This is a genomic window from Lentzea sp. NPDC020367 (assembly GCF_044387305.1).
Taxonomy (GTDB): domain Bacteria; phylum Actinomycetota; class Actinomycetes; order Mycobacteriales; family Pseudonocardiaceae; genus Lentzea.
Genome location: NZ_JBIRVV010000003.1, coordinates 574170 through 597411 on the forward strand (window position 1 = coordinate 574170; position 23242 = coordinate 597411).

Annotated in this window: 21 protein-coding genes; 4 read left to right on the forward strand and 17 right to left on the reverse strand. The window is 68.2% G+C overall.

The features are described 5' to 3' along the window. Window positions 1-144 precede the first annotated feature (144 nt). The 7 genes from ACH413_RS15080 to ACH413_RS15110 all read right to left on the reverse strand — a co-directional run bounded on the left by ACH413_RS15080 (window position 145) and on the right by ACH413_RS15110 (window position 6546). Window positions 145-1275, reverse strand: a complete 1131-nt coding sequence (locus ACH413_RS15080; RefSeq protein WP_360040852.1) for a pyridoxal phosphate-dependent aminotransferase — start codon at window positions 1273-1275, stop codon at window positions 145-147. 561 nt (window positions 1276-1836) lie between these two features. Beyond that, window positions 1837-3009, reverse strand: a complete 1173-nt coding sequence (locus tag ACH413_RS15085; RefSeq protein WP_396424990.1) for a transglycosylase SLT domain-containing protein — start codon at window positions 3007-3009, stop codon at window positions 1837-1839. Between the two features lies 1 nt (window position 3010). Next, complete coding sequence (locus tag ACH413_RS15090; RefSeq protein ID WP_360040846.1) at window positions 3011-3316, reverse strand: hypothetical protein; 306 nt, start codon at window positions 3314-3316, stop codon at window positions 3011-3013. A 133-nt stretch (window positions 3317-3449) separates the two neighbouring features. Next, window positions 3450-4187 (reverse strand): ESX secretion-associated protein EspG, encoded by a 738-nt coding sequence (locus tag ACH413_RS15095; protein ID WP_396424991.1) that lies wholly within the window; start codon window positions 4185-4187, stop codon window positions 3450-3452. Between the two features lie 23 nt (window positions 4188-4210). Then, window positions 4211-5488 carry a hypothetical protein gene (locus ACH413_RS15100; RefSeq protein WP_360040841.1) on the reverse strand — a complete coding sequence of 426 codons (1278 nt, stop codon included), beginning with the start codon at window positions 5486-5488 and terminating at the stop codon, window positions 4211-4213. A gap of 9 nt (window positions 5489-5497) precedes the next feature. Continuing rightward, complete coding sequence (locus tag ACH413_RS15105; protein ID WP_360041079.1) at window positions 5498-6085, reverse strand: DUF3558 domain-containing protein; 588 nt, start codon at window positions 6083-6085, stop codon at window positions 5498-5500. A 2-nt stretch (window positions 6086-6087) separates the two neighbouring features. Further along, the gene (locus ACH413_RS15110; RefSeq protein ID WP_360040838.1) at window positions 6088-6546 is read right to left on the reverse strand and encodes a hypothetical protein; all 459 of its coding nucleotides are present in this window, start codon (window positions 6544-6546) and stop codon (window positions 6088-6090) included. A 210-nt stretch (window positions 6547-6756) separates the two neighbouring features. On the opposite strand from ACH413_RS15110, the gene ACH413_RS15115 reads away from it, so the two are divergent. Continuing rightward, entirely contained in the window at window positions 6757-7605 is an 849-nt protein-coding gene (locus ACH413_RS15115) for an AraC family transcriptional regulator (protein WP_360040835.1), read from the forward strand. On the opposite strand, the gene ACH413_RS15120 is transcribed toward ACH413_RS15115, so the two are convergent. The 5 genes from ACH413_RS15120 to ACH413_RS15140 form a co-directional block, all read right to left on the reverse strand. After that, entirely contained in the window at window positions 7595-8503 is a 909-nt protein-coding gene (locus tag ACH413_RS15120) for an ADP-ribosylglycohydrolase family protein (protein ID WP_360040832.1), read from the reverse strand. The genes ACH413_RS15115 and ACH413_RS15120 overlap by 11 nt on opposite strands. Further along, window positions 8500-9756, reverse strand: a complete 1257-nt coding sequence (gene purD, locus ACH413_RS15125; RefSeq protein ID WP_360040829.1) for a phosphoribosylamine--glycine ligase — start codon at window positions 9754-9756, stop codon at window positions 8500-8502. The genes ACH413_RS15120 and purD overlap by 4 nt, the downstream gene beginning before the upstream one ends. A 16-nt stretch (window positions 9757-9772) precedes the next feature. After that, window positions 9773-10750, reverse strand: coding sequence for a TAXI family TRAP transporter solute-binding subunit (locus ACH413_RS15130; RefSeq protein WP_360040826.1), 978 nt, complete (start codon window positions 10748-10750; stop codon window positions 9773-9775). Then, window positions 10740-12629 (reverse strand): TRAP transporter fused permease subunit, encoded by a 1890-nt coding sequence (locus ACH413_RS15135; RefSeq protein WP_360041076.1) that lies wholly within the window; start codon window positions 12627-12629, stop codon window positions 10740-10742. The genes ACH413_RS15130 and ACH413_RS15135 overlap by 11 nt, the downstream gene beginning before the upstream one ends. A 112-nt stretch (window positions 12630-12741) precedes the next feature. Then, window positions 12742-13002: a UBP-type zinc finger domain-containing protein gene (locus tag ACH413_RS15140; protein WP_360040823.1), complete on the reverse strand. Its 261-nt coding sequence runs from the start codon at window positions 13000-13002 to the stop codon at window positions 12742-12744. A gap of 20 nt (window positions 13003-13022) precedes the next feature. Between ACH413_RS15140 and ACH413_RS15145 the strand changes: the two genes are divergently transcribed. Together ACH413_RS15145 and ACH413_RS15150 are read left to right on the forward strand one after the other, a co-directional pair. Beyond that, window positions 13023-14594 carry a Na+/H+ antiporter gene (locus tag ACH413_RS15145; protein ID WP_360040820.1) on the forward strand — a complete coding sequence of 524 codons (1572 nt, stop codon included), beginning with the start codon at window positions 13023-13025 and terminating at the stop codon, window positions 14592-14594. A 67-nt stretch (window positions 14595-14661) separates the two neighbouring features. Further along, the gene (locus ACH413_RS15150; RefSeq protein WP_360040817.1) at window positions 14662-15744 is read left to right on the forward strand and encodes a glycerophosphodiester phosphodiesterase; all 1083 of its coding nucleotides are present in this window, start codon (window positions 14662-14664) and stop codon (window positions 15742-15744) included. On the opposite strand, the gene ACH413_RS15155 is transcribed toward ACH413_RS15150, so the two are convergent. Genes ACH413_RS15155 through ACH413_RS15170 form a run of 4 tightly spaced genes read right to left on the reverse strand, consistent with a single transcriptional unit; the run spans window position 15734 to window position 19320 of the window. After that, on the reverse strand, window positions 15734-16858 hold the full coding sequence (locus tag ACH413_RS15155) for an LLM class flavin-dependent oxidoreductase (RefSeq protein ID WP_360040814.1): 1125 nt from the start codon (window positions 16856-16858) through the stop codon (window positions 15734-15736). The genes ACH413_RS15150 and ACH413_RS15155 overlap by 11 nt on opposite strands. Further along, a complete protein-coding gene (locus ACH413_RS15160) occupies window positions 16855-17820 on the reverse strand; it encodes an ABC transporter substrate-binding protein (RefSeq protein WP_360041073.1) in 966 nt (321 codons plus the stop codon). Before ACH413_RS15160 ends, ACH413_RS15155 begins: the two co-directional genes overlap by 4 nt. Then, on the reverse strand, window positions 17813-18526 hold the full coding sequence (locus ACH413_RS15165; protein ID WP_330272001.1) for an ABC transporter ATP-binding protein: 714 nt from the start codon (window positions 18524-18526) through the stop codon (window positions 17813-17815). Before ACH413_RS15165 ends, ACH413_RS15160 begins: the two co-directional genes overlap by 8 nt. After that, window positions 18511-19320 carry an ABC transporter permease subunit gene (locus ACH413_RS15170; RefSeq protein ID WP_360040810.1) on the reverse strand — a complete coding sequence of 270 codons (810 nt, stop codon included), beginning with the start codon at window positions 19318-19320 and terminating at the stop codon, window positions 18511-18513. Before ACH413_RS15170 ends, ACH413_RS15165 begins: the two co-directional genes overlap by 16 nt. A gap of 145 nt (window positions 19321-19465) precedes the next feature. Between ACH413_RS15170 and ACH413_RS15175 the strand changes: the two genes are divergently transcribed. Further along, window positions 19466-21850, forward strand: coding sequence for a hypothetical protein (locus tag ACH413_RS15175; protein ID WP_360040808.1), 2385 nt, complete (start codon window positions 19466-19468; stop codon window positions 21848-21850). On the opposite strand, the gene ACH413_RS15180 is transcribed toward ACH413_RS15175, so the two are convergent. Then, entirely contained in the window at window positions 21843-23132 is a 1290-nt protein-coding gene (locus tag ACH413_RS15180) for an adenylosuccinate synthase (protein WP_093595627.1), read from the reverse strand. The genes ACH413_RS15175 and ACH413_RS15180 overlap by 8 nt on opposite strands. Between the last annotated feature and the right edge of the window lie 110 nt (window positions 23133-23242).

Consider the following 23242-nt stretch of genomic DNA (forward strand, 5'->3'; position numbering starts at 1 on the left):
CCTGCTCGCCCGGCCCTGCTCGCCCGGCCCTGCTCGCCCGGCCCTGCTCGCCCGGCCCTGCTCGCCCGGCCCTGCTCGCCCGGCCCTGCTCGCCCGGTTCTGTCGCTCGCCCGGCTCTCGTTCGGTTTGTCGCTCGTCCGACGCTCAGAGCCAGGCCTTCAACCGCCGGAGCGCTTCCTCGATGTCCTGCGTGGCGCCGGCGAACGACATCCGCACGAAGTGGTGCCCGTCCACGGGGTCGAAGTCGATGCCGGGCACGATCGCAAGCCCGGTGTCGTCGAGCAACTTCTTGCAGAACCCCATCGAGTCGTCCGTGAGGTGCCGGACGTCCGCGTACACGTAGAACGCCCCGTCCGCCGGCGCCAACTTGTCGATGCCGAGGTCCGTCAACCCTTCGAGCAACAGATCCCGATTCACCTGGTACCGCTGAAGATGCCCAGCCGTCTCCGCGTACGAGTCCTCGTGAAACGCCTCAACCGCCGCATACTGAGCCAGCGCAGGCGGACAAAGCGTGAAGTTGCCCGTCAGACAGTCCACGGCCCGCCGCAACCGCTCCGGCAACAACATCCACCCAAGCCGCCACCCGGTCATCGCGAACGCCTTGGAGAACGAGTTCACGACGATCGCATCCCGCGACGTCTCCCAGGCACACCGCAGCGGCTCCCCGTAACTGATCCCGTGGTAGATCTCGTCGCTGACCAGCTGAACCCCGTTGGCAGCACACCAGGCAGCGATCGGCTCGACGTTGGCGACCGTCCCGGTCGGATTGGCCGGGCTGGCCACGATCACACCCTTGAGCCCAGGATCGAGCATCTCGACCGTGGGCTGAAACCGAGTCTCCGGCCCACACGGCAACTCGACGACCTCACACCCCAACGCCTTGAGGATGTTCCGGTAAGCCGGATAACCCGGCCGAGCCAGGGCAACCCTGTCGCCCGCGTCGAAGGCCGCCAGAAACGCCAACGTGAACGCGCCGGACGACCCCGTGGTCACCACCACGTCGTCCGCGGTCACGTCCAGGTCGTACTGCCGCTTGTAGTGCCCGGCGATGGCCTGCCGCAGCTCGGGAATCCCCAGCTGCTCGGTGTACCCCAGCGCGTGCTCACCCAGGGCTCGCGCCGCGGCCTCTCGCACCGGGCGCGGCGCGGGGCTCGACGGCTGTCCGGCGGCCAGGGAGATCACGTCCCCGTGCGTCCGCTGCCTCTGCGCGGCGGCGGACAGCACGTCCATGACGTGGAAGGGCGGGACGTCGGCGCGGGCAGCCACGGTCAGCATGCCGCCAGGCTAACTCGCCGCCACCTCTCCTCACCTCTGTCTGTTCCACACCTCATCTCCGTCCCTTCGTTCCTCACCTCGGGCCTCGCCACCTCAGGCTTCCTCTCTCAGACCTCGCCACCCCAGGCCTCGCCACCCCAGGCCTCGCCACCCCAGGCCTCGCCTCGCCACCCAGGCTCTCGCCCCCTGGCCGAGGCTCTCATCACCTCTGGCTTCCCCAACCGCAGCTCTCGCCACCTCTGGCTTCGCTGCCCGATGCTCTCGCCACCTCAGGCCTCCTCACCTGGTTCGCCACACCTGGGCTGCAGCGGCCTGGCAGCAGCGGCCTGGCAGCAGCGGCCTGGCTGCACCGTCTCGTCGCAGAGCTCGTGGCAGCGCCTGAGTTGCAATACCTTCCGTCGCAACCCCCGCGCTTCCGCAATATGCGGGCGCAGATAACAGTGTTTCAGGACATTCGTTACCCGTGTGGGTGTGAATAACCGAAACCCGGCCCATTTCCGTCACGACATACCTGACGAAGATGGGCCGGGTTCCGGACAAATCTCACCCGATCGAGCAGAACTAATACCCTTGGTAGCCGCCGCCCTGGGACATCGCCTTCAGGCCGGGGTGGCCTTCGAAACCGCCGTAGCGCGAGAACGTGTAGCGGACGCCGGCGATGATGTTGTCGATCGGATTCCAGATGTCGTCGTGGCCGGGCAGTTTGTGGGCGTTGAACGTCGAGTCGATGCACTGCATGAGGCCCTTGGAGGGCGTTCCCGCCTGGGCGTTGGAATCCCAGAGGTTGATGGCGTGCGGGTTTCCGCTCGACTCCTTCTCGATGATCTTCCAGATCTCGTCGATGTTCTCGTCGGTGACCGGAATGCCGTTGGCCTGCAGGATCTTGATGGCCTCGCGGATCCACTCCTCGACGTTGCCGGGAGGCGGGCTGCCCGAGGGCGGGCCGCCGCTGGAGCCGAGGCCGCCCATCCCGCCGCCCTCACCTCCACCGCCACCGCCGCCTCCACCACCGGAAGCGCCACCGCCCCCACCTCCGCCATGGCCGGAAGCCGCAGGTGCGGGGGTGGATGTGGGCTGCGGGTCCGATGTGGACGAAGCCTTGGTCGAGTCGTCGGGCGGTGCGGTCGGGGTCCACTCGACGGGCTTGCCCGGCGCGGGCGTGAAGGACTGGGTGTTCGGGTCTTCGAGTGACGAGAACTTCGGGGTCAGCGCGCCGGGGCGGCCCTTCAGGGTGCCGGCTGCAGCGTTGACGGCGCTTTCCGCTTGGGAGACAACGGGTTGGGCGTCGCTGACGGCTTCGGCGCTGTAGCCGCGGATGACGCTGTCGACGTCCTCCTGCGGCTGGCCGTGGAGTTGCTGGCGCGTTTGGCGGGCGCGGCTCAGGAGGTTCTCGCAGATGCGGCTCATCGAGGTCTTCGCGGTTTCCAACGCGTTCGCGGCCGCCTCCAGGTCGGTCGCGGCGCCGTTGAGCGCGTCGGCCATCGAGGTGCCGCACTTCGTCACGTTGGCCATGTAGGCGACGAAGCCGTCCGCGGACTTGCCTTCCCAGGCGCCGTCGAGCTGCGTCACCGACCGCTGCAGGACGTTCGTCTGGTCGCCGCACTTACCCGCTGCCTGCTTCCAGCGGTTCGCGATGTCGCGCACGGCCTGGGGCTGTGCGGTCTCGACCTTGTCCGCTAGTGCGGCCAGTTCGCCGCCGCCGGGCAACGCCGCGACTTCGTCCATCGCGCTCACGTCACACCGCCTTCAGGGAGTTCTTGTTGGCTTCCTCGACGTCGGCCGCATTGGTCTGGATCACGTCGAGCGCGCCTTCGATCTTGCGCAGCACCTTCTCGGCCGCTTCGAACTCCTGCGTGCCCGCCTGATCCATTGCGGACACCGCGCCCGAGATCGCACCGGAAGAACCGAGTTTCCCGAAGATGTCCGAATTGCCGTACTGGCCGGAAAAGCCGTCGCCGATCGCGCCGAATTGCCCGGCCTGACTGCTCACGGTCGTTCGGCACTGTTCCATGGCTTCTGTGTTGAACTTCGTCGCAGCCACGCGCGCCTACCCCCTCAACGTCTACTCGCCGACCTTAGAACGAATTGCGTCAGGCGGGGCGTCGATTCGCTCTTTCGAACGACGATGCCCGCCCGTCGACTTCGACGGGCGGGCACCAACGAGGGTTCCACGATCAGACTTCTTGCAGGAGCTCCCAGATCGAGCCGGCGAGCCGGTGGTTGTCGACCGGCGTGATGGTGCACCAGTTGCGGCCGTCGCTGCTCGGCTTGAGCTGACGGAGGTAACGCCCGTTGTGCGTGTCGTGGAAGGAAACGACACGGCCGGCGCGCTGACCGTTGCGCTGCACACCGAACTGCCCGCGCGTGGACATGCCGTCGAGCATTCCGGCCAGTTCCTGCGCGTCGCCGAGCCGCATTCCCCGCCGCTCCAGCATGGTGATCATCCGTTGCGCGTCCAGCCCGACGTCCTTGGCGGCCGCCACGAGTTCGTCGTAGGGCATGCTGATCGACCGCCCGAACCCGGCGGGCATCTCCCCGGCGACGGACACGGCGGCCTCGGCGAGCGCCGTGCCGCGAGCCTCGATCAACCACATCTCGTCGCGATCCCGCACCGCCAGGATCGCCTCGTCCCCGATGGCCGCTGCCAGTCCGGTGATCTGCCGGTCGGCCCAGATCCACAGGTCGATCGCCACCTGGTGGTTCGCCAGCAGCGCGAACCCGTCGGCGAGCTCCGGCACGACCCGGCCGTTGCGGGCCAGGCCGCGCGCCTCCAGCGACTCCCAGGCCCGCTTCACCACCTCGGACTTCTCGGTGTGGGTGATGGAGGGAATCCGCGTGTCGAGCGCGACGTGCGCGGCCGGGAGGCGCTGCGCCTCCCAGACCACGGCGAACTCCACTGTGGACAGAACCACAGAACCTGGTGAGCTCAAGGGATCTACTTGTCCTTCGGGTCTTCGCCGATGACGGACTGAACCACCATGCGGTCGTCACCGAACATCTCGTCGGAGTCGACGCCGTACTTGCGCACGTGCTCGCCGTCCTCCTCTTCCTCACCCTTGGCAGCACTGGCCGCGGGCGACATGAGCGACCCGGCGCCCTTGCCACCGACGCTGCCCTTGCCCGCAGCCGCACCGGGCCGACCGGCCTCAGGTCCGACGCCACTGGCACCACCAGGCGTCATCGCGCCACCGGGCCCCTTGCCCGCGGCACCGGTACCAGCACCTCCGGCACCGGCCTTGCCGCCGCCGATCGTGCTCGGCGCACCCTTCGGCCCGGCGGGCGCGATGGGCGTCTTCGGAGCCTGGCTGGGCCCACGTCCGCCGCCCACGACCTGGGCGCCGCGTGCGCTGGCCGTGCCACCGGCGAGGCCGGCGGCAGCGGCCGTGGCTGCAGCCACACCGAGCGGCGGAGCGCCGAACGGCTTGGGCAGGCCGGGGCCGGCTGCGAGCGGGTTCTGCGTATTGCCGCCGGGGAGGATGCCGGTGGCGTTGCCAGGAGTGCCCGGAGTGGGGCCGACGGGCACGCCGGAGAAGCCTGGGGTGCCGGGGCTACCAGGCGAGCCGGTGAAGCCCGGTCCACCGTGGACGCCGCCAGGGCCACCCTGCGGCAGACCACCGACAGGAGGACCGACGGGCGTGCTGACCGCACCGCTGGCGACCACGATGTCCGGCGGCGTGTTGGGCGCGCGGAAGCCGTCGAGCGAGCCCTGGCTGTTCGTGACGTAGCCGTTGAGGCTGTCGATCGCCTGCTGACGAGCCGCGTTGGTCGCCGCGACCTCCTTGGCGTGGTCGGTCTCGACGCCGAAGAAGCCGCCGACCTTGTCCCCGAAGTTCTTCTCGGTGTCGCCGCGCAGGTCTTGCGACGGGGGCGTGCTGTAGCGGGCCTGGCTGGTGCTCTCACCCTGCTGCGTCATCGCCTGGGAGCTCTCGTTCGACGCCTGGCTGCTGTCGTCGAGACCCGCTGCGACCACGTCCGTCTTCGCGTGGCTCCGCTCAGCGGTGGCGCCACCCCACTCGATCTTGAGCGTCTTGAGCTGGTCACGGATCGTCTTGTCGACCGATTCCAGGGTGTTGGCCAAGTCGCGCAGCGCTGCGGACGCTTCGCCGAACTTCGAAGCGACCGAGGTGCCCGAGAGCTTCTGGACCTCGTTCGCGAGATCCGCGTTGGACCAACCCTCGAAGTTCCAGTCAGTGAGCTGCCGATATCCCGACATGGTTCCCCCTCACTTCAATGTCTTGAGCGTCGCAAGCGCGAGACCAGCGGCCTTCTCGGCCTTGCCACAGAGAACGGACTGATCCTTCTCACCGGTCGTCACCGGAATGTAACTCACCATCAACTGCTGACCGTCGGCAACGTCGATCGCCACAGAACAGTCGAAACCGCTACCACCGGCCAGTTCGACTTTCACGGCGCCATAGTCGGCGACCTTGATCACCTTGGTGGTGAGGTTTCCACCACCCAAGAGCCAGTAATCGACTCCCTTGTGGGTGACAGCACCGATCGTGTAATTGTATTTGGCATAGTTCGAATAGTGGCAGCTCGCCGATTGCTGCCCATCCACCAGATCGAGTTTGTCTGGTTCCGCAGCAAGCGTGTCGACCTGCTTCATCTGATCTGCGGTCAGCAACTTGCAGGTGTCCACCGAGTCGACCTTCAGGCTTGCCGGACGCGGGGGCAACTTGCTGGCAGAGTCGTTCCCCGACGATCCGCTCGACGGCGGCGAAGCGGTGGGGTTCCCCTTCTCACCGGTGGTGCACGCCGAGAGCGCCGCCGCAAGAAGGACCACAACAGCTATCGTGGAAATACGCATCGTCACTCTTTCAGCCTGAACGTCGCCTGGATCTCTTCTTCACTGAAGCCGTACTGCTGGGCCGACGCCTTCAGCTGCTCAGAAAGATTCTCCAGGACTTTCACGTAGGCTTCGATCCGCTTACCGTACGAGTCGTCACTGAAAAGCAGCCGGTCATTCCAGGCGGTGACGACGTCAGAGGTGACCTGGCCGTCCATGGTCACAATTCGCAGCTTGGGCGCGATGTGACGGTAAGCCCGGTTGAGGATCATCATCTGCTCGTGGACGACCTTGCCCGCCTGAAGGACCGTCTCCTTCTCGACGTGGAACTTCTGGGTTCCCCCACCCGCGAAGCTCTCCGAGACTCTGTCCATGACCGAGTTCGCGGCCTTCAGGGCACTGAACGCCACCCCCGCCACACCGCCGGCCGCTCCCGCTGCGGCACCGAGAACGGCATCCGCCCCCGCGTTCTCCTGTGTCACGACGTCCTACCCCCGTACGGTTGGTAACGGTTCGGTCCCGCTTCGCAGGCTACCAACGCCTGCGTAAGACGTACCTGTGGTTGGACGAAGACCACCCCTCGTCGGTTCCACATCACCCTCAGTGTCGTCCATCGCAAAGCGTGCCGCAGGCGATCGGATAGGGCACAGCTAGTCGGGTGATAAGGCGTCGAGCCCCATAGCGTTGAGCACGTGCTGGAACGACTCAACGAGGCCATGGCCCGCATCGAGGACGACCTCGAAGGCGAGGTGGACGTCAAAGTGCTCGCACGGATCGCAGGCACCAGCGAGTACCACCTGCGCCGGATGTTCAGTGCGCTCGCCGGGATTCCGCTGAGCGAGTACATCAGGCGCAGGAGGCTCACCAAGGCGGCGAACGAGGTCCTCAGTGGACGGGAGTCGTTGCTCGATGTCGCTGTCCGGTGGGGTTATGGGTCCAACGAGGCCTTTGCGCGGGCCTTCAAGGCCATGCACGGGGTTGGGCCTCAGGAGGCTCGGGCCAGCAAGAAGGTGTTGCAGTCGCAGCAGATTCTCACGTTCAGACTGGTTGTGGAGGGGAGTACGAGCATGGAGTACCGGGTTGTGGAGAAGGAGGCGTTCCGGGTTGTCGGACGGGGGACGCGGGTGCCGTTGGTGCACTTGGGGATGAATCCCGCGATCGTCGAGTTCGTGAAGGGCATCGGGATGCCGACGCTGGACCGGATGAAGGCGCTCAGTGACGGGGAGCCGGGCGGGATGCTGTCGCTCACCTTCAACCAGGAAGGGGTCGAGGAGGGCGACATGCTCGACTACTTCCAGGGGGTGGTCACGAGCGAGGAGGCGCCGGAGGACATGGAGACCCTGCAGGTGCCGAAGAACACGTGGGCTGTGTTCACGGCTGAGGGGCCCTATCCCGAGACGATTCAGTACATGTGGCGGGACGTGTACACGCAGTGGTTCCCGTCCAACAGCTACGAGAGCGTTGAGGGGCCGTCGATGTTGCGCACGCAGATCAACGGTGACCAGGCGACCGCGGAGTTGTGGATTCCCGTCACCAGCTGAGGACGAGGCGTTCCGTCACGTCTCGCAGTTCCAGAACGGCAAGCCAGTCGGCGGGGATCACGGTGACGCCGTCGCGCGCGCCGAGGATGTTGCCGCAGATCGAACCCGTCGAGTCGCTGTCGCCCGAGTGGTTCACGGCGAGCCGCAGGGCAGCAGGAAAGTCCGCACCAACCAAGGCGGCGTGCAGGCCGATGGCCAGGGCCTCTTCGCCCACCCAGCCGCCGCCGAGTTCGGACTCGATCTCCTCCGGGGTCAGGGGTCCCAGGCCCATCACCTTGTCCAGCAACGAGGTCTGTTCCTCGTGGCCGTCCCAGCGGACCAGTTCCGCGCGTGCCACGGCGACGGCGGACGGCAAGTCCTCACCAGAGAGAAGAGCACGGACGATCACGGCCAGGGCGCCTGCGGACAGGTAGCCGCTCGGGTGGTGGTGCGTCATCTTCGCCGTGCCCACGGCCAGCTCGAAGACCTCGCGGACGTCTGAAGACCAGACGGCCACCGGGGCGGCGCGCATCACGCCGCCGCAGCCCTTCGAGTTGTTCTTTTCGTTGTGCTTCAACGCGGTTATGCACGTGTGGCCCGGCGCCCGCCGTGAGTGCAGGCGCTGGTCCGCCATCAGCCAACCGTCCGAAGCGACCTCCGGGCCGCCCTGCGTGTGCAGCCAGCGCGCGTAGGCGGCCCGCACGGTCAGGAGCGGGTCAATGCCGAGATTCCTCGCCAGCAAAAGACCTTCGAGCGTGAACAGCACCATCTGGGTGTCGTCGGTGATCTCCAAGGAAGGCAGGTCGACGACGCCCGCTGGGCCGTACTGGCGGCGGATCGCGTCGATCGACGAGAACTCGATCGGCGCGCCCAGGCCGTCGCCGACGGCCCCGCCCAGCACACAGCCCAGCAGGCTCACGGCAGCGTGATCTTCCCGTCGATGGCCTTCGAAGCGATGTCCGAACGGTGGTGCGAGCCGGTGAGGTGGATGTCCGCGATGCGCTTGTAGGCGCGGTCACGGGCCTTCGACAGCGACTTGCCGGTGCCCACGACCGACAGCACCCGGCCGCCCGCCGAGACCACGGCGCCGTCCTCACGGCGGCGCGTGCCCGCGTGCAGGACGCCCTCGGCCTCGGAGCCGGTGATCACGTCACCGGTGCGCGGGCGGTTCGGGTAGCCCTCTGCCGCCAGGACGACGGTGACGGCGTAGCCGTTCTCCCACTCCAGAGCAGGAAGATCACCAAGCGCACCGGAGGCCGCCGCCAGGAACAAAGAAGAGATCGGCGACTTCAGCAGTGCGAGGACGGACTGCGTCTCCGGGTCACCGAAGCGGCAGTTGAACTCGATCACCTGCACGCCGTTGGACGTCAGCGCCAGCCCCGCGTACAGCAGGCCGACGAACGGCGTCTCCCGTGCGCGCAGCTCGTCTACGACAGGCTGCACGCAGCGCGAAACGATCTCCGACACGAGACCCTCCGGCGCCCACGGCAGCGGCGCGTAGGCACCCATGCCGCCGGTGTTCGGGCCGGCGTCGCCGTCGCCCACGCGCTTGAAGTCCTGCGCCGGGAGCAGCGGCACCACGGTCTCGCCGTCGGTGACGCAGAACAGCGACACCTCGGGGCCGTCGAGGAACGACTCGAGCAGCACCGGGTGGCCGCCGTCGAGCAACGTCATGGCGTGGGCGCGGGCGGCGGCCAGATCAGCCGTCACCACGACGCCCTTGCCGGCGGCCAGGCCGTCGTCCTTCACGACCCACGTCGGCCCGAACCGGGCCAGGGCGGCGTCCAGACGGGCCGGGTTGTCCACGACCTCGCTGTGCGCAGTCGGCACCCCCGCGGCGTTCATGACGTCCTTGGCGAACGCCTTGGACCCCTCGATGCAGGCAGCGGCCTTCGACGGGCCGAAGCACGGGATGCCGAGCGCCCGGACAGCGTCCGCGGCCCCGACCACCAGCGGTTGTTCGGGGCCGATGACGACGAGGTCGGCCTTCCACTCCTTCGCGAGGGCGGCGACGGCCGAGGCATCCGCGACGTCGAGGCCGTAGATCTCGGCGTGCCCGGCTATGCCTGCGTTGCCCGGCGCGCACGCCAAAGCAGTCAGCTGCGGGTCGCGCGACAACGCGAGGACAAGGGCATGCTCACGGGCTCCAGACCCGATGACCAGGACGCGCACGAGGGCCGAGCCTAGTTCAGCCCAGTGCCTGCTTCGCCCCAGGGTGCAGCGGGACGGGGTCGGAGGCCGCGGCCTTGTCCTTCGAGATGTCCTTCACGGCCGGGTGCACCTTCTCCAGGTCAGCCTTCTTGTCGAAGATCAGCTTGGTGACGGCGCAGGCGTTGTTGGCCGCGAAGTCCTCGCGCACGAGCAGCAGGTTCGGCACCACGATCGTGGGAACCTCGGCCACCCCGTAGGTCGCCGCCGGGATCGGCGCCGTGTCGTACACCGGGCTGATCTTCTTCATCTCCGGCAGCAGCGGGGTGATGTCGATGAACTTCACCTTGTCCTTCAGGGACGTGGTGATGTCCGTGATCTGCGGCGTCGGCAACCCGCCGGACCAGATCAGGCCGTCGATGCTGCCGTCCTTCATGCCGTCCGCGGTCTTGGTCAGGTCGAGCCGCTGCGCCTGCACGTCGGAGTCGATGTTGAGACCGGCCGTCTTCAGCAGGCGTCCGGCGATCACCTCGGTGCCGGACTTCGGCGAACCGGTCGAGATCCGCTTGCCCTTCATGTCGGCCACGGAGTTGATCCCGGAGTCCGCCCGGACGAGCACCTGCGTGTAGTTCGGGTAGATCCGCGTCAGCGCCGCGATCTTCTCCTTCTTGCCGTTGAACGCCCCGGTGCCGTTGACGGCGTCCGCGGCGGTGTCGGCCAGCGAGAACGCGATGTCGTAGGTGCCGGCGACGAGCTGCTGGATGTTCTGCACCGACGCGCCGGTCTCGGCGGACGAGGCCTTCAGCTTCGAGTTGTCGGAGATCAGCTTCGCCAGACCGCCGCCGACCACGAAGTACACGCCACCGGAGTTGCCGGTCGCGATCGTGATCCGCCCGTCCGACGCCTCACAGGACGCACCGCCACCCGACGCGTCCGGCGTCGTGGGTGTGCGCTTGCCGCCACACCCGGAAACCACGAGCGCCAATGCGATCGCACCGATCGCGTACCTACGCAGCATCACGAACCCTCCCACGGGAAACCAGGTGTACCGCCACGGCCACCACGAGGAACCCGGCCCCGATGGCGATCGTCAACGGCTGCAGATAGAGCAGGAACAACGCGGCCGGCACGCACAGCAGGCGTTCCGGCCAGCGGGCGGGACCGAACAACCAGCCGCCCGTCAGCACGGCGAGAGCGGCCACCCCCAGCGCGGACGCGCCGAACGCCCACACCGAGTCCAGCAACGGCCCGCGCAGCAGCAGAGAAGCGCCACCGTCGGTCAGCACGAACGCCAGCGGCACGAGGAAAGCGGGCAGCGTGTACTTCCACGTCTGCCACATCGTCTTCATCACGTCGCCGCCGGTCAGAGCAGCCGCGGCAACGGCCGCAAGAGCGGTCGGCGGTGTCACCTCGGACAACACCGCGTAGTAGAAGATGAACATCGCAGTCTCGGCGGGCTCGACGCCCAGCGTGATCAACGCCGGCCCGATGACGACCCACGAGATGATGAACGACGCCGTCACCGGCACGGCCAGCCCGAGCACGGACACCGCCACGGCCGCAAGCACCGCCGTGAGCATCAGCACCACGACCGGTTCCGAACTGATCGCCGACGCCAGGTCCACCAACGACCCCGCAAGCGCTTGCCCCAGCCCGGTCTTGGTGATCGTCGAGGTCACCACGCCGGCCGCCGCGCACACCGCGATCACCGGGAACGCCGAGCGCACGCCGACCGACAGCGCGTCCGCGATCAGCCGCAGCCACTCGCGCCGGTGGTTGATCAACGCGAACAGCGCGGCCACGCCCGTCGCGTACACGACGGCCTTGTAGACCGGGATGTCCAGCGCCAGGAACACGATGATGATGAAGAGCGACAGGAAGTGGTACCAGCCGAGCTTGAGCACGTCCCAGAACCGCGGCGCGTCCACGTCGACCGGCCGGGCACCGAACCGCCGCGCGTCCGCCTCCACGGCCAGCGCGATGCCCAGGTAGTAGAGCAGCGTCGGGATGATCGCCCAGATCAGCACCTCCAGGTACGAGACCTGCAGGTACTCGGCGATGATGAACGCCGCCGCGCCCAGCGTGGGCGGTGACAGGATCGCCCCGATGCCGGACGCCGCGAGCAGTCCGCCCGCGTTCTCCTTGGGATATCCGGCTTTCTGCAGCATCGGCCACGTCACGGCGCCCAGCGACACCGTCGTGGCGGTGCCGGAACCGGACACCGTGCCGAGCAGGAAGCCCGCGGTCGCCGCGGTACGTCCGGGCGCGGTCCTGGACTTGCGGAAGGCGGCGAAGCTGACGTCGACGAAGAACTTGCCCGCGCCGGAGGCGTTCAGCACGGCGCCGTAGATCGTGAACAGCACGATGTAGGTCGCGGCGACGTCCAGCGGCGTGCCGTAGAACCCGCTGGCGTCGTTGAAGAAACCGTTGATGATCTGCGGGAAGTCGACGCCGGAGTGCGAGATCGACCACGACGGCGGCAGGAACCCGCCGTAGTAGGCGTAGGCGATGAACGCCAGGCACACCACCGGAAGCACCCACCCGGTCGTGCGCCGGCAGGCCTCCAGGATCAGCACCAGCAGCACCGAGCCCGCGATCACGTCCAGGGTCGAGAGCTGGCCCTGCCGGTTCAGGAACTCGTCGAAGCCCCCGAACAGCGGATAGGCGCCGACGACGAACGCCAGCCCCGCCAGGATCCAGTCCCACCACGGCGGTGTGTGCCCGCGGCCGTACGCGAGGAACACGAGCGGCAGCGTCACCGCCAGGAAGATGATCAGGTAGTACTGGCTTCCCTTGGCGAACGGGAAGAACACCTGCTTGAGCACGAGGAGCGCGATCAGCAGGCCGGCGATCCACAGCGCCTGCTCCCACCGGGGTGAGAGCGAACGCGACGGCATCTCCTCGTCATGCTCCGCGACGATGCGGGCGAGGTCCGGGTTGGCCACGAACCGACCGTACTGTGGGGCCGATCACAGCATCAGGGGATCAATCCAAAGGGACTGCAAAGACTCACACGATGGCACTGTCCACATAGCACCAACGCCAGTCCTCGCCCGGCTCGAACGAGCGCATGACCGGATGCTGGGACGAGCCGAAGTGCGCGGTCGCGTGCCGGTGAGGGCTCGAGTCGCAGCACGCCACGTGCCCGCAGGAGAGGCACATCCGCAGATGAGCCCAGTTGCGCTCACCCAGGGCGAGGCAGTCGACGCAGTCCTCGGCCGACTCCGGTTCCACCAATTGAGGCAGAGCTGCCACGTGCGAACAGGTCATGGCTTCCATCATTACGCAGAATGAGCGGCATGCACGGGCCTGAACTACTGCTGCTGCTCCTCGGGGCGTTGATCGTGACGTCCGTCGCCCGCCGCCTGAACTGGTCGGCGCCGCTGGTGCTGGTCGCCGTCGGCCTGGTGGTCTCGTTCATACCGGGCGTGCCGGAGTTCCAGCTCGATCCCCACCTGATCCTGGTGCTGGTGCTGCCGCCGCTGCTCTACAGCGCCGCGCTGGACAGCTCGTACCTCAACATCCGCGCGAACCTGCGGCCGATCGGGCTGCTCGCGGTCGGGCTGGTGCTGTTCACGACGGTGCTGGTCGGGGTCACCGCGAGCCTGGTCTTCCCGGACCTGCCGTTCGCCGCCGCGCTCGTGCTGGGCGCGGTCGTGGCGCCGCCGGACGCCGTCGCCGCGGTCGCGATCGGCCGCAAGCTGGGTCTGCAGCGCCGGGCGATGACGCTGCTGGTCGGCGAGAGCCTGATCAACGACGCCACGGCGCTGACCGCGTTCAAGGTCGCGGTGGCGGCCGCGGCGGGCACGGCCATGCATCCCGTCGCGAGCATCTGGATGTTCCTGTACATCACGGCGGGCGGCATCGCGGTCGGGCTGCTCGTCGGCGTGGTGGTCCGCTACCTGCGCAAACGGCTCTGCGAGGGCGTGCTGGAGAGCGCGCTCGGCCTGCTGGTGCCGTTCGGCGCCTACCTGCTCGCGGAAGAGGGCCTGCACGGGTTCGGCATCCAGTTCTCCGGGGTGCTCGCGGTCGTCGTGGCCGGCCTCTACATCGGCCACAACTCGCCGCGCGGCAAGTACTCGACCCGGCTGCAGGACGCGGCCGTGTGGCGGTCGGCCGACGTGCTGCTGGAGTCGTTCGTGTTCGCGCTCATCGGGCTGCAGGTCTCGTCGATCATCAGCAACGTCGACCTGAACGCGAGTCTGCTGCTCGGGGCGGCCGCGGTGGTGGTCGCGGCGATCGCGGCGCGGTTCATCTGGATGTACCCGGCCTCGTACATCCCGATCTACACGTCCCAACGCAGGCGGGAACGCGAGGGCACGCCGCACCTGGGTCAGGTCACCGTGATCGCCTGGGCGGGCATGCGCGGTGTGGTCACGCTCGCGGCCGCGGCGGCGATCCCGCCGGAGGTACCGGGACGCGACATCATCGTGTTCTGCGCATTCGTCGTGACGATCAGCACGCTGCTGCTGCAGGGCATGACGTTGCCGTGGGTCATCAACAAGATCGGCTTCGAGGGCGACGACGCCCGCAAGGACGCGCTGGCCGAGGCGCAGGTGCAGCACCGGGCCGCGCAGGCCGCCGTGACCAGGCTGGACGAGGAGATCGAGGACGTCCCCGAGCACGTCCGCGACCAGCTGCGCTCGCTCGCCGAGCACCGGGGCAACGCCGCGTGGGAACGGCTCGGGCGCCAGGAGGAGGAGAGCCCGGCCGCTGCCTACCGCAGGCTGCGCAGGCTGATGCTCAGCGCCGAACGTGACGAGTTCGTCAAGGCCCGCGACGCCGGTGAGATCGACGACGAGGTGCTGTTCCGGGTCATGCGGGAACTGGACCTGGAGGAAGCGGCACTGTCCCGTGAGTAACCGTTCACCTGCTTTTCGTGTTGCGATGCTTGGGTTCCGCTCTCAACACGAAACGGGAGGTCGAACGATGTATCGGAGAGGTCTTGCCGCCGTAGTCCTCGTGTTCGCGGGTGCGGTGGTGGCGTCCCTGCCCTCCGCCTCCGCACACGACGACAAGGGGCCGATCGTCATCGGGCACCGCGGCGCGTCGGCGTACCGGCCAGAGCACACGCTGGCGGCGTACGAGCTCGCGGCACGGATGGGCGCCGACTTCATCGAGCCCGACCTGGTGCCGACCAAGGACGGCAAGCTGGTCACGCGGCACGAGAACGAGATCGGCGGCACCACCAACGTCGACACCAAGACGGAGTTCGCCGACCGCAGGAAGACCAAGACCATCGACGGTGTCGCGATCACCGGCTGGTTCACCGAGGACTTCACGCTCGCCGAGCTGAAGACGTTGCGCGCCAAGGAACGCATCCCGGCGATCCGCCCGCGCAACACCCTCTACGACGGCCGGTTCGAGATCCCGACGCTGCAGGAGGTCATCGACCTCTCGAAGCGCCTGTCCCGCGAACTGCACCGCGAGATCGGCATCTACCCGGAGACCAAGCACCCGACGTACTTCAAGTCGATCGGTCTCGCGCTGGAGCCGAAGCTCGTCGACACGCTGAACCGCAACGGTCTCAACCGCGGCAGCGCCAAGGTGTACGTGCAGTCGTTCGAGGTCGCGAACCTCAAGGAGCTCAACAGGTCGCTGCGCGTGCCGATCGTGCAGCTGGTCAACGGTTCCGGCGCGCCGTACGACTTCATCGCGGCGGGCGACAAGCGCACCTACGCCGACCTGGTCACCCCGGCCGGTCTGCGCGAGGTGCGGAGCTACGCGGACGGCGTCGGCCTCACCAAGGACCTGATCATCCCTCGGGACGCCAACGGGTTCCTCAAGGCGCCGACCACGGTCGTGAAGGACGCCCACAAGGCGGGTTTGATCGTGCACTCCTGGACGTTCCGCAACGAGAACTCGTTCCTGCCCGCGGACTTCCGGTCCTCGACCGACCCGGCCGCGTACGGCCGGGCCTTCGAGGAGTACGACCTGTTCTTCAAGCAGGGCATCGACGGCGTGTTCGCGGACAACCCCGACACGGCCGTGGAGGCCAAGGTCAAGCGTTAGCCAGTGCGAGCGTGCGGTCCCCGTCGAGCAGCCCGCGCTGCTTGAGCAGGGGCCGCACGCCCTCACCGAACCAGTAGGCCTCTTCGAGGTGCGGGTACCCGGACAGCACGAACTCGTCGATCCCGATGGAGTGGTACTCCTCGATGAGATCCGCGACCTCGGAGTGCGACCCCACCAGCGCCGTTCCCGCGCCACCACGCACGAGTCCGACACCAGCCCACAGGTTCGGGTAGATCTCCAGCCCGCGCACGCCACGGCTCAGGTCTCCACCGTGCAGGGCGAGCATCCGTTGCTGGCCAACGGATTCCGACGCGCCCAGCTGCTCCTGCGCCTTCGCGACCACCGCCGGGTCCAGCGCGTCGAGCAGCTTCGCGGCGGACGCCCACGCTTCCGCCGAGGTGTCCCGGCTGATCGTGTGCAGCCGGATGCCGAACCGGATCGGGCGATCGGTCAGCGCCCGCACCCGTGCGATCTTCTCCGCCACGTCGGCGGGCGGTTCGCCCCAGGTCAGGTAGACGTCGGCGCGGGCGGCCGCGACCGGCAGGGCGGCGTCGGACGAGCCACCGAAGTAGATCGGCGGAACGGGGTCTGGCGCGGCCAGCAGCGTGGCGTCCTGCACCTGGTAGTGCTTGCCCTGGAACGTGTACGGCTTGCCGGTCCAGATCCCGCGCACGACCTGGAGGAACTCGTCGGTGCGCTCGTAGCGCTGGTCCTTGCCGAGCCAGTCGCCGAACCGTTGCTGCTCAACGGAATCGCCGCCGGTCACCACGTTCAGCAGCAACCGCCCGCGCGAGATCCGCTGGTACGTCGAGGCCATCTGCGCGGCCAGCGTCGGCGACAGCACGCCGGGCCGGAACGCCACCAGGAACTTCAGCGTCTTGGTCTGCGCGATCAACGCGGCCGTGGTCAGCCACGCGTCCTCGCACCACGTGCCGGTCGGCGTGAGCACGCCGGTGAACCCGACCTGCTCGGCCGTGCGCGCGATCTGCGCCAGGTAGTCGATGTCCGGATCACGGCGCGCACCCGCGGCCGGCGCGCGGTTGGCGTGGAAGTGCTCCACGACCGTGCGGCCGTCGCCGGAGGTCGGCAGGAACCAGTGCAGCGTGATGCTCATGTGAGATCTCCCTGGAACCTCGTGTCGACGAACTTCGCGAAGTCGACCTTGCCCGGCAGGGTCTTGTCCTCGGTGAACGCGTCCGCGAGCTCCTGCTCGGACTTGATGACCGTGTCGTCCAGCTTCACGACCTGGTCGCCGTTGCGCTGCACCGCGGCGAGCGCCACCTCGTACTTCAGGCCCGTCTCCGCGGCCCACGCCTTCGCCCACTCCTCGCGGTGCGTGTCGGCCCACTTCTGCGCCTTGTAGTACCGGATCAGGTACTCCTTGAGCGCCGGGTTCTTCCCCTTGTCGTCCAAGGCCTTCTTGCCGGCGACGTTGAAGCCGTAGCCGTTCGACTTCCCCTCACCGGTGGTCAGCACGCGCGCCTTGGCCTCCTGCTGCGCCTGCGCGGTGTAGGGGTCCCAGATCGCCCACGCGTCGACCTTGCCCTGCGTGAACGCGCCGTACGCGTCGGCGGGCTGCAGGAAGTTCAGCGTGACGTCCTTGGTCGTGAGACCGGCCGAACGCAGCGTCAGCAGGATCTGGCCGTGCGCGGAACTTCCCTTGGCCACGGCGATGTTCTTGCCCTTCAACTCGCCGACCGACTTCAACGGCGAGTTCTCCGGGACGAGGATCGCGTCCGCCTCGACCTGGCCCTTCGACACGCCGACGGCGGCGATCTTGGCGTTCGCGGCGGCGGCGAAGATCGGCGGTGTGTTGCCGACCGCGCCGACGTCGATCGCGCCGGCCGAAGCGGCTTCGAGCAGGGGCGGGCCGGAGGTGAACGTCGACCACTCGATCTTGTACGGGAAGTCGTTGAGCAGACCGGCCGCGGTCAGCACCGACTTGGCGCCGCCCTTCTGGTCACCGACCTTGAGCACGACGTCGCCGGCCGGGGTGTCCTGGGACTGCGTGGCCGTCGAGCACCCGGTGGCGAAGAGGATCGCGGCGAGAAGGGCGAGCAGCTTTCTGTCAGGCAGCTTCTTCAACGTCCACTCCCAGATCGGCGAGCACGCGGGTGCGTTGCTCCACAACGGATGCCCGGCGGCGCGGGCGGGGCAGGTCGACGTGGTGCGTGGCGACGATCCGGCCCTCGTCGAGCACGAGGATGCGATCGGCCAGCAGCAACGCCTCGTCGACGTCGTGCGTCACGAGCAGCACGGCGGGCTTGTGCCTGGTCCACAGGTCTTCCACCAGGTGGTGCATGGCGAGCCGGGTCAACGCGTCCAGCGCGCCGAACGGTTCGTCGAGCAGCAGCACGTCCGGTTCGCGCACCAACGCCCGCGCGAGCGAGACCCGTTGCGCCTCACCGCCGGACAGCGTCAGCGGCCACGCGTCGGCGTGGTCGGTCAGCCGCACTTCTTCCAGCGCCTTCAACGCGACCGCGCGGCCGTCCGGCTTGTGCAGGCCGAGCGAGATGTTCCGCCAGACCTTGCGCCACGGCAGCAGACGCGGCTGCTGGAAGGCGATCGACACCGTGCCGGGGACCTCGGCCTGGCCTTCGACCTCGCGGTCCAGGCCGGCGAGGATGCGCAGCAACGTCGACTTGCCGCAGCCGCTGCGGCCGAGCAGCGCCACGAACTCGCCCGGCTGGACCTCCAGGTCGATGCCGTCCAGCACGGTCCGCGGGCCGAAGGCCTTGCGCAGACCCCGAACGCTCACCGCCGACTTCACCGGGCTTGCCATCGCAGGATCCTCCTCTCCAGCAACCGCACCAGGGCGTCCGTCGTCAGGCCGAGCAGCGCGTAGACCACGAGGCCGACGACCACGACGTCGGTGCGGAGGAACTCACGGGCGTTGTTGATCAGGAAGCCGAGGCCGGCGTCGGCGTTGATCTGCTCGGCGACGATCAGCGACAGCCAGGCGGTGCCGAACGCGATCCGCAGTCCCACCAGGGTTTGCGGCACGGCGGACGGCAGCACGACGTGCACGATCCGTTCGATCCGGCTGTAGCCGAGCACGCGCGCGGCCTCGACCAGGCCGGGATCGGTCTGCCGGATCCCGGCGTGCAGGTTGAGGTACAGCGGGAACGCCACCCCGGCCGCGACCAGCGCGAGCTTGGGCTCCTCGCCGATGCCGAACCAGAGGATGAACAGCGGGATCAGGCCGAGGTGCGGCAGCGTCCGCAACATCTGCACCGGCGGATCCAGCAATGTCTCGCCCCACCGGGAAAGGCCGGAGGCGAGCCCCAGAACAACGCCGGCAAAGCCGCCTATCAGAAATCCGAAGAAAACGCGTCCGATCGACACCGCGAACGCTTCGCCCAATTGGCCGTCCGCGATGAGCTCACCGGCGGATTGGGCGACCGTGAGCGGAGAAGCGAGTTTGTCGGGCGACAGCACACCCGTTGAGCTGGCCAGTTGCCACAGCAGGACCAGCGCGACCGGGCTGATCCAGCGCAGCGGCAGCTTGAACTTCCGCGCCTGCGAAGGCGTCGCGGTTTTCGGCCGCGCGGCCACTCCCGCTATGGACAAGGTCATGGGCCGAAGTACAGGCGAGCCCACGGGATGAGTCAACGACGCCCAAATCGTGAAAATGCGTCGGACATGGAGATGTTCCCCGCACGGACATATTTCCCGCCAACGGCTTAGTGACAGGGCGGCCAGAGACGATCAACATGCAGGCATGGAAGAGGGGGACAGACCTGGGGTGCCTTCGGGCACCACGCTGCGGTTCGCGTCACTGGTGCTGCTGGCGGTCGCTACTACGTTGTTCGTCTTCGGTCAGTTCGCGTCCGTGTGGCGGCCGGTCACTTCGCTCGACAACGCCCGGTGCCAGGTGCGGTCGGGCCTCTACCTCACGTCGACTCTCGAGGTCGATCCCGACGAGTCCAAATGGGACGGTTATCGGGCGTGCATGGCGACGTTCCTCGGCACCCGTGCCGCGTGGCTCGCCGGCGGGCTGGTGCTGCTCTTCGCGGTGGCGTTGCTGATCTACGCGCTGCGCCCGGCGTGGTTGCGGTACCGGCGGAACCTGGTCGCCGTGCCGGAAGAACTGGACGAGCCGCTCGCCGAACTGGTCGCGGAGGCAGGGCTCGCGAAGGCACCGACGTTCCTGCTCGACCGGGCGAAGATCCGCGCGGGCGGTGTCGCGTTCGGCACCCATCGCCGCAAGTACGTCGCGCTCAACGTCGGCATGATGGCGTTGCGCCGCGTCGAACCCGCGTCGTTCCGCACGATCGTGCTGCACGAGCTCGCGCACGTCCGCAACGACGTCTCGATCACCTACGCGACGCTGGCGATCTGGCGCGCCTTCGTCGTCGCGATCCTGCTGCCGTACGTGATCACGCTGTTCCAGCCGATGCCGGTCGGGTACATCTCGTACGTCCACATCTCGGGCCTGACCCTGCTGGTGCTGCTCGTGTTCGCCGCACGCGTCGCCGTGCTGAGGGCTCGCGAGAAGCACGCGGACGCGCTGGTGGTGCGGTGGACGGGCGACCCGGCCCCGTACCGGCTGCTGCTGCCGGCCGGCCGGTTGCGCCGCTGGCTGGGCCACCACCCGGCACCCGCCAGTCGCGAGGCCGTCATGCGCGACCCGAAGTCGTTGCTGCGACCGGGTTTCTGGGAGACGCTCGGCAGCACGCTCGCCGTGCAGATCGCCTGGTGGCACGCGACAGCCGGGTTGCGCGAGCTGACCTGGTACCGCGAGGGCAACGAGTCGTACCTGGTCATGCGAATCGTCTGGACCGTGGTGGTGGCCGGGCTCATCGGCCTGATCGCCTGGCGCGGTGCGGCTTTCGGGCCCCGGCGCGGCACGTTCGCGTTGCCGGGACTGGCCGTGGGGCTCGGACTGGTGCTCGGCGACCGGCTGGACGTGATGAACGTCCTCCCGATCACTCCGCACAGCGTCATCGCCTCGATCGCGCTCGGCGGCACCGGGATGCTCATGACGATCTGGGCCGGGTACTGCGCCACGCTCGTGCGCACCCGGTGGCACGGCTGGTTCCTCGGACTCTCCATCGCCGTGGTCACGTTCACACTGCTGGGCTGGTTCAACGAGATCCGAGCCGCGGAGACGTTGTGGCGCAACAACATCGTGCCGGTGCTGGACCTGCTCGACGCCTCCGCGACGAAGGCCGTGGTCCTTCCGTTCCTGCTGAACTTCAACCGGGTGCCGACGGTCGTGGCGCTGGCGTTGCTGTGGCTGGTGCCGCTGGTGCTGCGCCGCGAGTTCCCCCGGTTCGCCGCGCTGGCCGGCGTGCTCGGCGGTGTGCTCGCGGCCGCCGCGGTGGTGCTGCTCGGCTCGGCCGGAACGCCACTGGACGCCACGGCCTGGCAGATCATCGCCGTGGTGGCCGTCCAGCTGGTCGCGGTGGCGGTGGCGCGGGTGGACCGGGTGGGCGCGTTGCTCACGGCGTGGCTGATCGGGCTGGCGGGGACGGCGGCGATCTGGCTGACGCACCTGCACGGGTCCGAGGTCGACAGCGTCCTCGCGACGCGGCCACACCAGGTCCTGCCGGTCCTGGGAACCCTCGCGGCACTGATCGCGGGTGGTTACGGCCTCCAGCGCGGCTACGCCCGCTCAGGGCCGATCTGGGCGGCAGGAATCGCGGTCCTGGGTGTCGCGGTGGCCGCTTGGTGGCCCCACGCGGCACCGACGGCGAAGCAGTTGCAGCCGGCGCCCCCGACGGAAACGAAGGTCGACACCGACGAGGCCGTGAACACCTGGATCTTCGGCGGCGGCTGGGACCGGATGATGGCCGTGGTACGAGCACAGGACAAGGTGTTCGCGGGCGTGCGGGCCGCGGACCCGGCCGCCATCGCGGCCGGGTGCGAGCAGCTCGGACCCGTGCTGCGCGAGCCGTTCCCGCTGCCGCCCGACCCGAAGATCGCCACGACGTGGACGGAGGGGTTGCGGGCAATGGAGAACGGCACGCGCTCGTGCCTCGTCGTCTTCCGGGACGCGGGCAAGGACGACGGCTCGATGTCGAGCGAGTTCCTGAAGGGCCTCGACCAGCTGGAGAACACGCAGAACGCGCTGATCGAGGCCCAGAAGCGAGCTGTCAGCTGAGCACGTCGTGGCGCACGATCGTCTGGTCGCGGCCGGGACCGACGCCGATCGCCGAGACGCGGGCGCCGATGATGCTCTCCAGGTACTCGACGTAGGCCTTGGCGTTGGCCGGCAGCTCGTCGAACGTGCGGCACGACGAGATGTCCTCGAACCAGCCCGGCAGCTCTTCGTAGACCGGGACGGCGTGGTGCACGTCGGTCTGCGTCATCGGCATCTCGTCGGTGCGGCGACCGTCCACTTCGTACGCGACGCAGACCGGCACCTTCTCGAGGCCCGACAGCACGTCGAGCTTGGTGAGGAAGTAGTCGGTGATGCCGTTGACGCGCGAGGCGTAGCGGGCGATCACGGCGTCGAACCAGCCGGTGCGGCGCGAACGTCCGGTGGTGACACCGAACTCGCCACCCTGCTTGCGCAGGTACTCGCCCATGTCGTCGTTGAGCTCCGTCGGGAAAGGACCGGAGCCGACGCGGGTCGTGTACGCCTTCAGGATGCCGATCACGGTGCTGATGCGGGTCGGGCCGACACCGGAACCGACGGTCGCGCCACCCGAGGTCGGGTTCGACGACGTGACGAACGGGTAGGTGCCGTGGTCGACGTCGAGCAGGGTGCCCTGCGAGCCCTCCAGCACCACGATCTCGTCGCGGTCGAGCGCCTGGTTGAGCAGCAGGCGGGTGTCCGCGATGCGGTGCACGAAGTGCTGACCGTGCTCGAGCACCTGGTCGACGACCTGCTCGGGGTCGAGCGCCTTGCGGTTGTAGACCTTGACCAGCACCTGGTTCTTGAAGTCCAGGGCGGCCTCGACCTTCTGCCGGAGGATCTTCTCGTCCAGCAGGTCCTGCACGCGCACGCCGACGCGGGCGAGCTTGTCCTGGTAGGCGGGCCCGATGCCCCGACCGGTCGTGCCGATCTTGGCCTTGCCCAGGTAGCGCTCGGTGACCTTGTCGATGGCCACGTGGTACGGCATGATCAAGTGCGCGTCCGACGAGATCAGCAGTCCGCTGGTGTCGACGCCCTTCTCCTCCAGGCCCGCGAGCTCGGTGAGCAGCACGCCGGGGTCGACCACGACACCGTTGCCGATCACGTTCTTCACGCCGGGCGTGAGGATGCCGGACGGGATGAGGTGCAGGGCGAACTTCTGACCGTCCGGGAGGACGACGGTGTGACCCGCGTTGTTGCCGCCCTGGTAGCGAACGATCCACTGGACACGCTCACCGAGGATGTCGGTGGCCTTGCCCTTGCCCTCATCGCCCCACTGGGCACCGATCAGCACGACGGCCGGCATGTGAAACTCCAAGCACTTGGACTGGTTCAAGCGAATGCCGGTACGTGAGGGTAGACCAGGAGATGACCGTGCGCGGAATCGTGTTGGCCTGCGGAAACACGCAGTCGCCA

What these genes read in the sequence shown, in the direction of transcription:
- ACH413_RS15080 (WP_360040852.1), bottom strand. Translation starts at nt 1,275, where the DNA reads ATGCTGACCGTGGCTGCCCGCGCCGACGTCCCGCCCTTCCACGTCATG.
- ACH413_RS15100 (WP_360040841.1), bottom strand. Translation starts at nt 5,488, where the DNA reads ATGTCGGGATATCGGCAGCTCACTGACTGGAACTTCGAGGGTTGGTCC.
- ACH413_RS15105 (WP_360041079.1), bottom strand. Translation starts at nt 6,085, where the DNA reads ATGCGTATTTCCACGATAGCTGTTGTGGTCCTTCTTGCGGCGGCGCTC.
- ACH413_RS15130 (WP_360040826.1), bottom strand. Translation starts at nt 10,750, where the DNA reads ATGCTGCGTAGGTACGCGATCGGTGCGATCGCATTGGCGCTCGTGGTT.
- ACH413_RS15135 (WP_360041076.1), bottom strand. Translation starts at nt 12,629, where the DNA reads ATGCCGTCGCGTTCGCTCTCACCCCGGTGGGAGCAGGCGCTGTGGATC.
- ACH413_RS15140 (WP_360040823.1), bottom strand. Translation starts at nt 13,002, where the DNA reads ATGACCTGTTCGCACGTGGCAGCTCTGCCTCAATTGGTGGAACCGGAG.
- ACH413_RS15145 (WP_360040820.1), top strand. Translation starts at nt 13,023, where the DNA reads ATGAGCGGCATGCACGGGCCTGAACTACTGCTGCTGCTCCTCGGGGCG.
- ACH413_RS15150 (WP_360040817.1), top strand. Translation starts at nt 14,662, where the DNA reads ATGTATCGGAGAGGTCTTGCCGCCGTAGTCCTCGTGTTCGCGGGTGCG.
- ACH413_RS15155 (WP_360040814.1), bottom strand. Translation starts at nt 16,858, where the DNA reads ATGAGCATCACGCTGCACTGGTTCCTGCCGACCTCCGGCGACGGCCGC.
- ACH413_RS15165 (WP_330272001.1), bottom strand. Translation starts at nt 18,526, where the DNA reads ATGGCAAGCCCGGTGAAGTCGGCGGTGAGCGTTCGGGGTCTGCGCAAG.
- ACH413_RS15170 (WP_360040810.1), bottom strand. Translation starts at nt 19,320, where the DNA reads ATGACCTTGTCCATAGCGGGAGTGGCCGCGCGGCCGAAAACCGCGACG.
- ACH413_RS15175 (WP_360040808.1), top strand. Translation starts at nt 19,466, where the DNA reads ATGGAAGAGGGGGACAGACCTGGGGTGCCTTCGGGCACCACGCTGCGG.
- ACH413_RS15180 (WP_093595627.1), bottom strand. Translation starts at nt 23,132, where the DNA reads ATGCCGGCCGTCGTGCTGATCGGTGCCCAGTGGGGCGATGAGGGCAAG.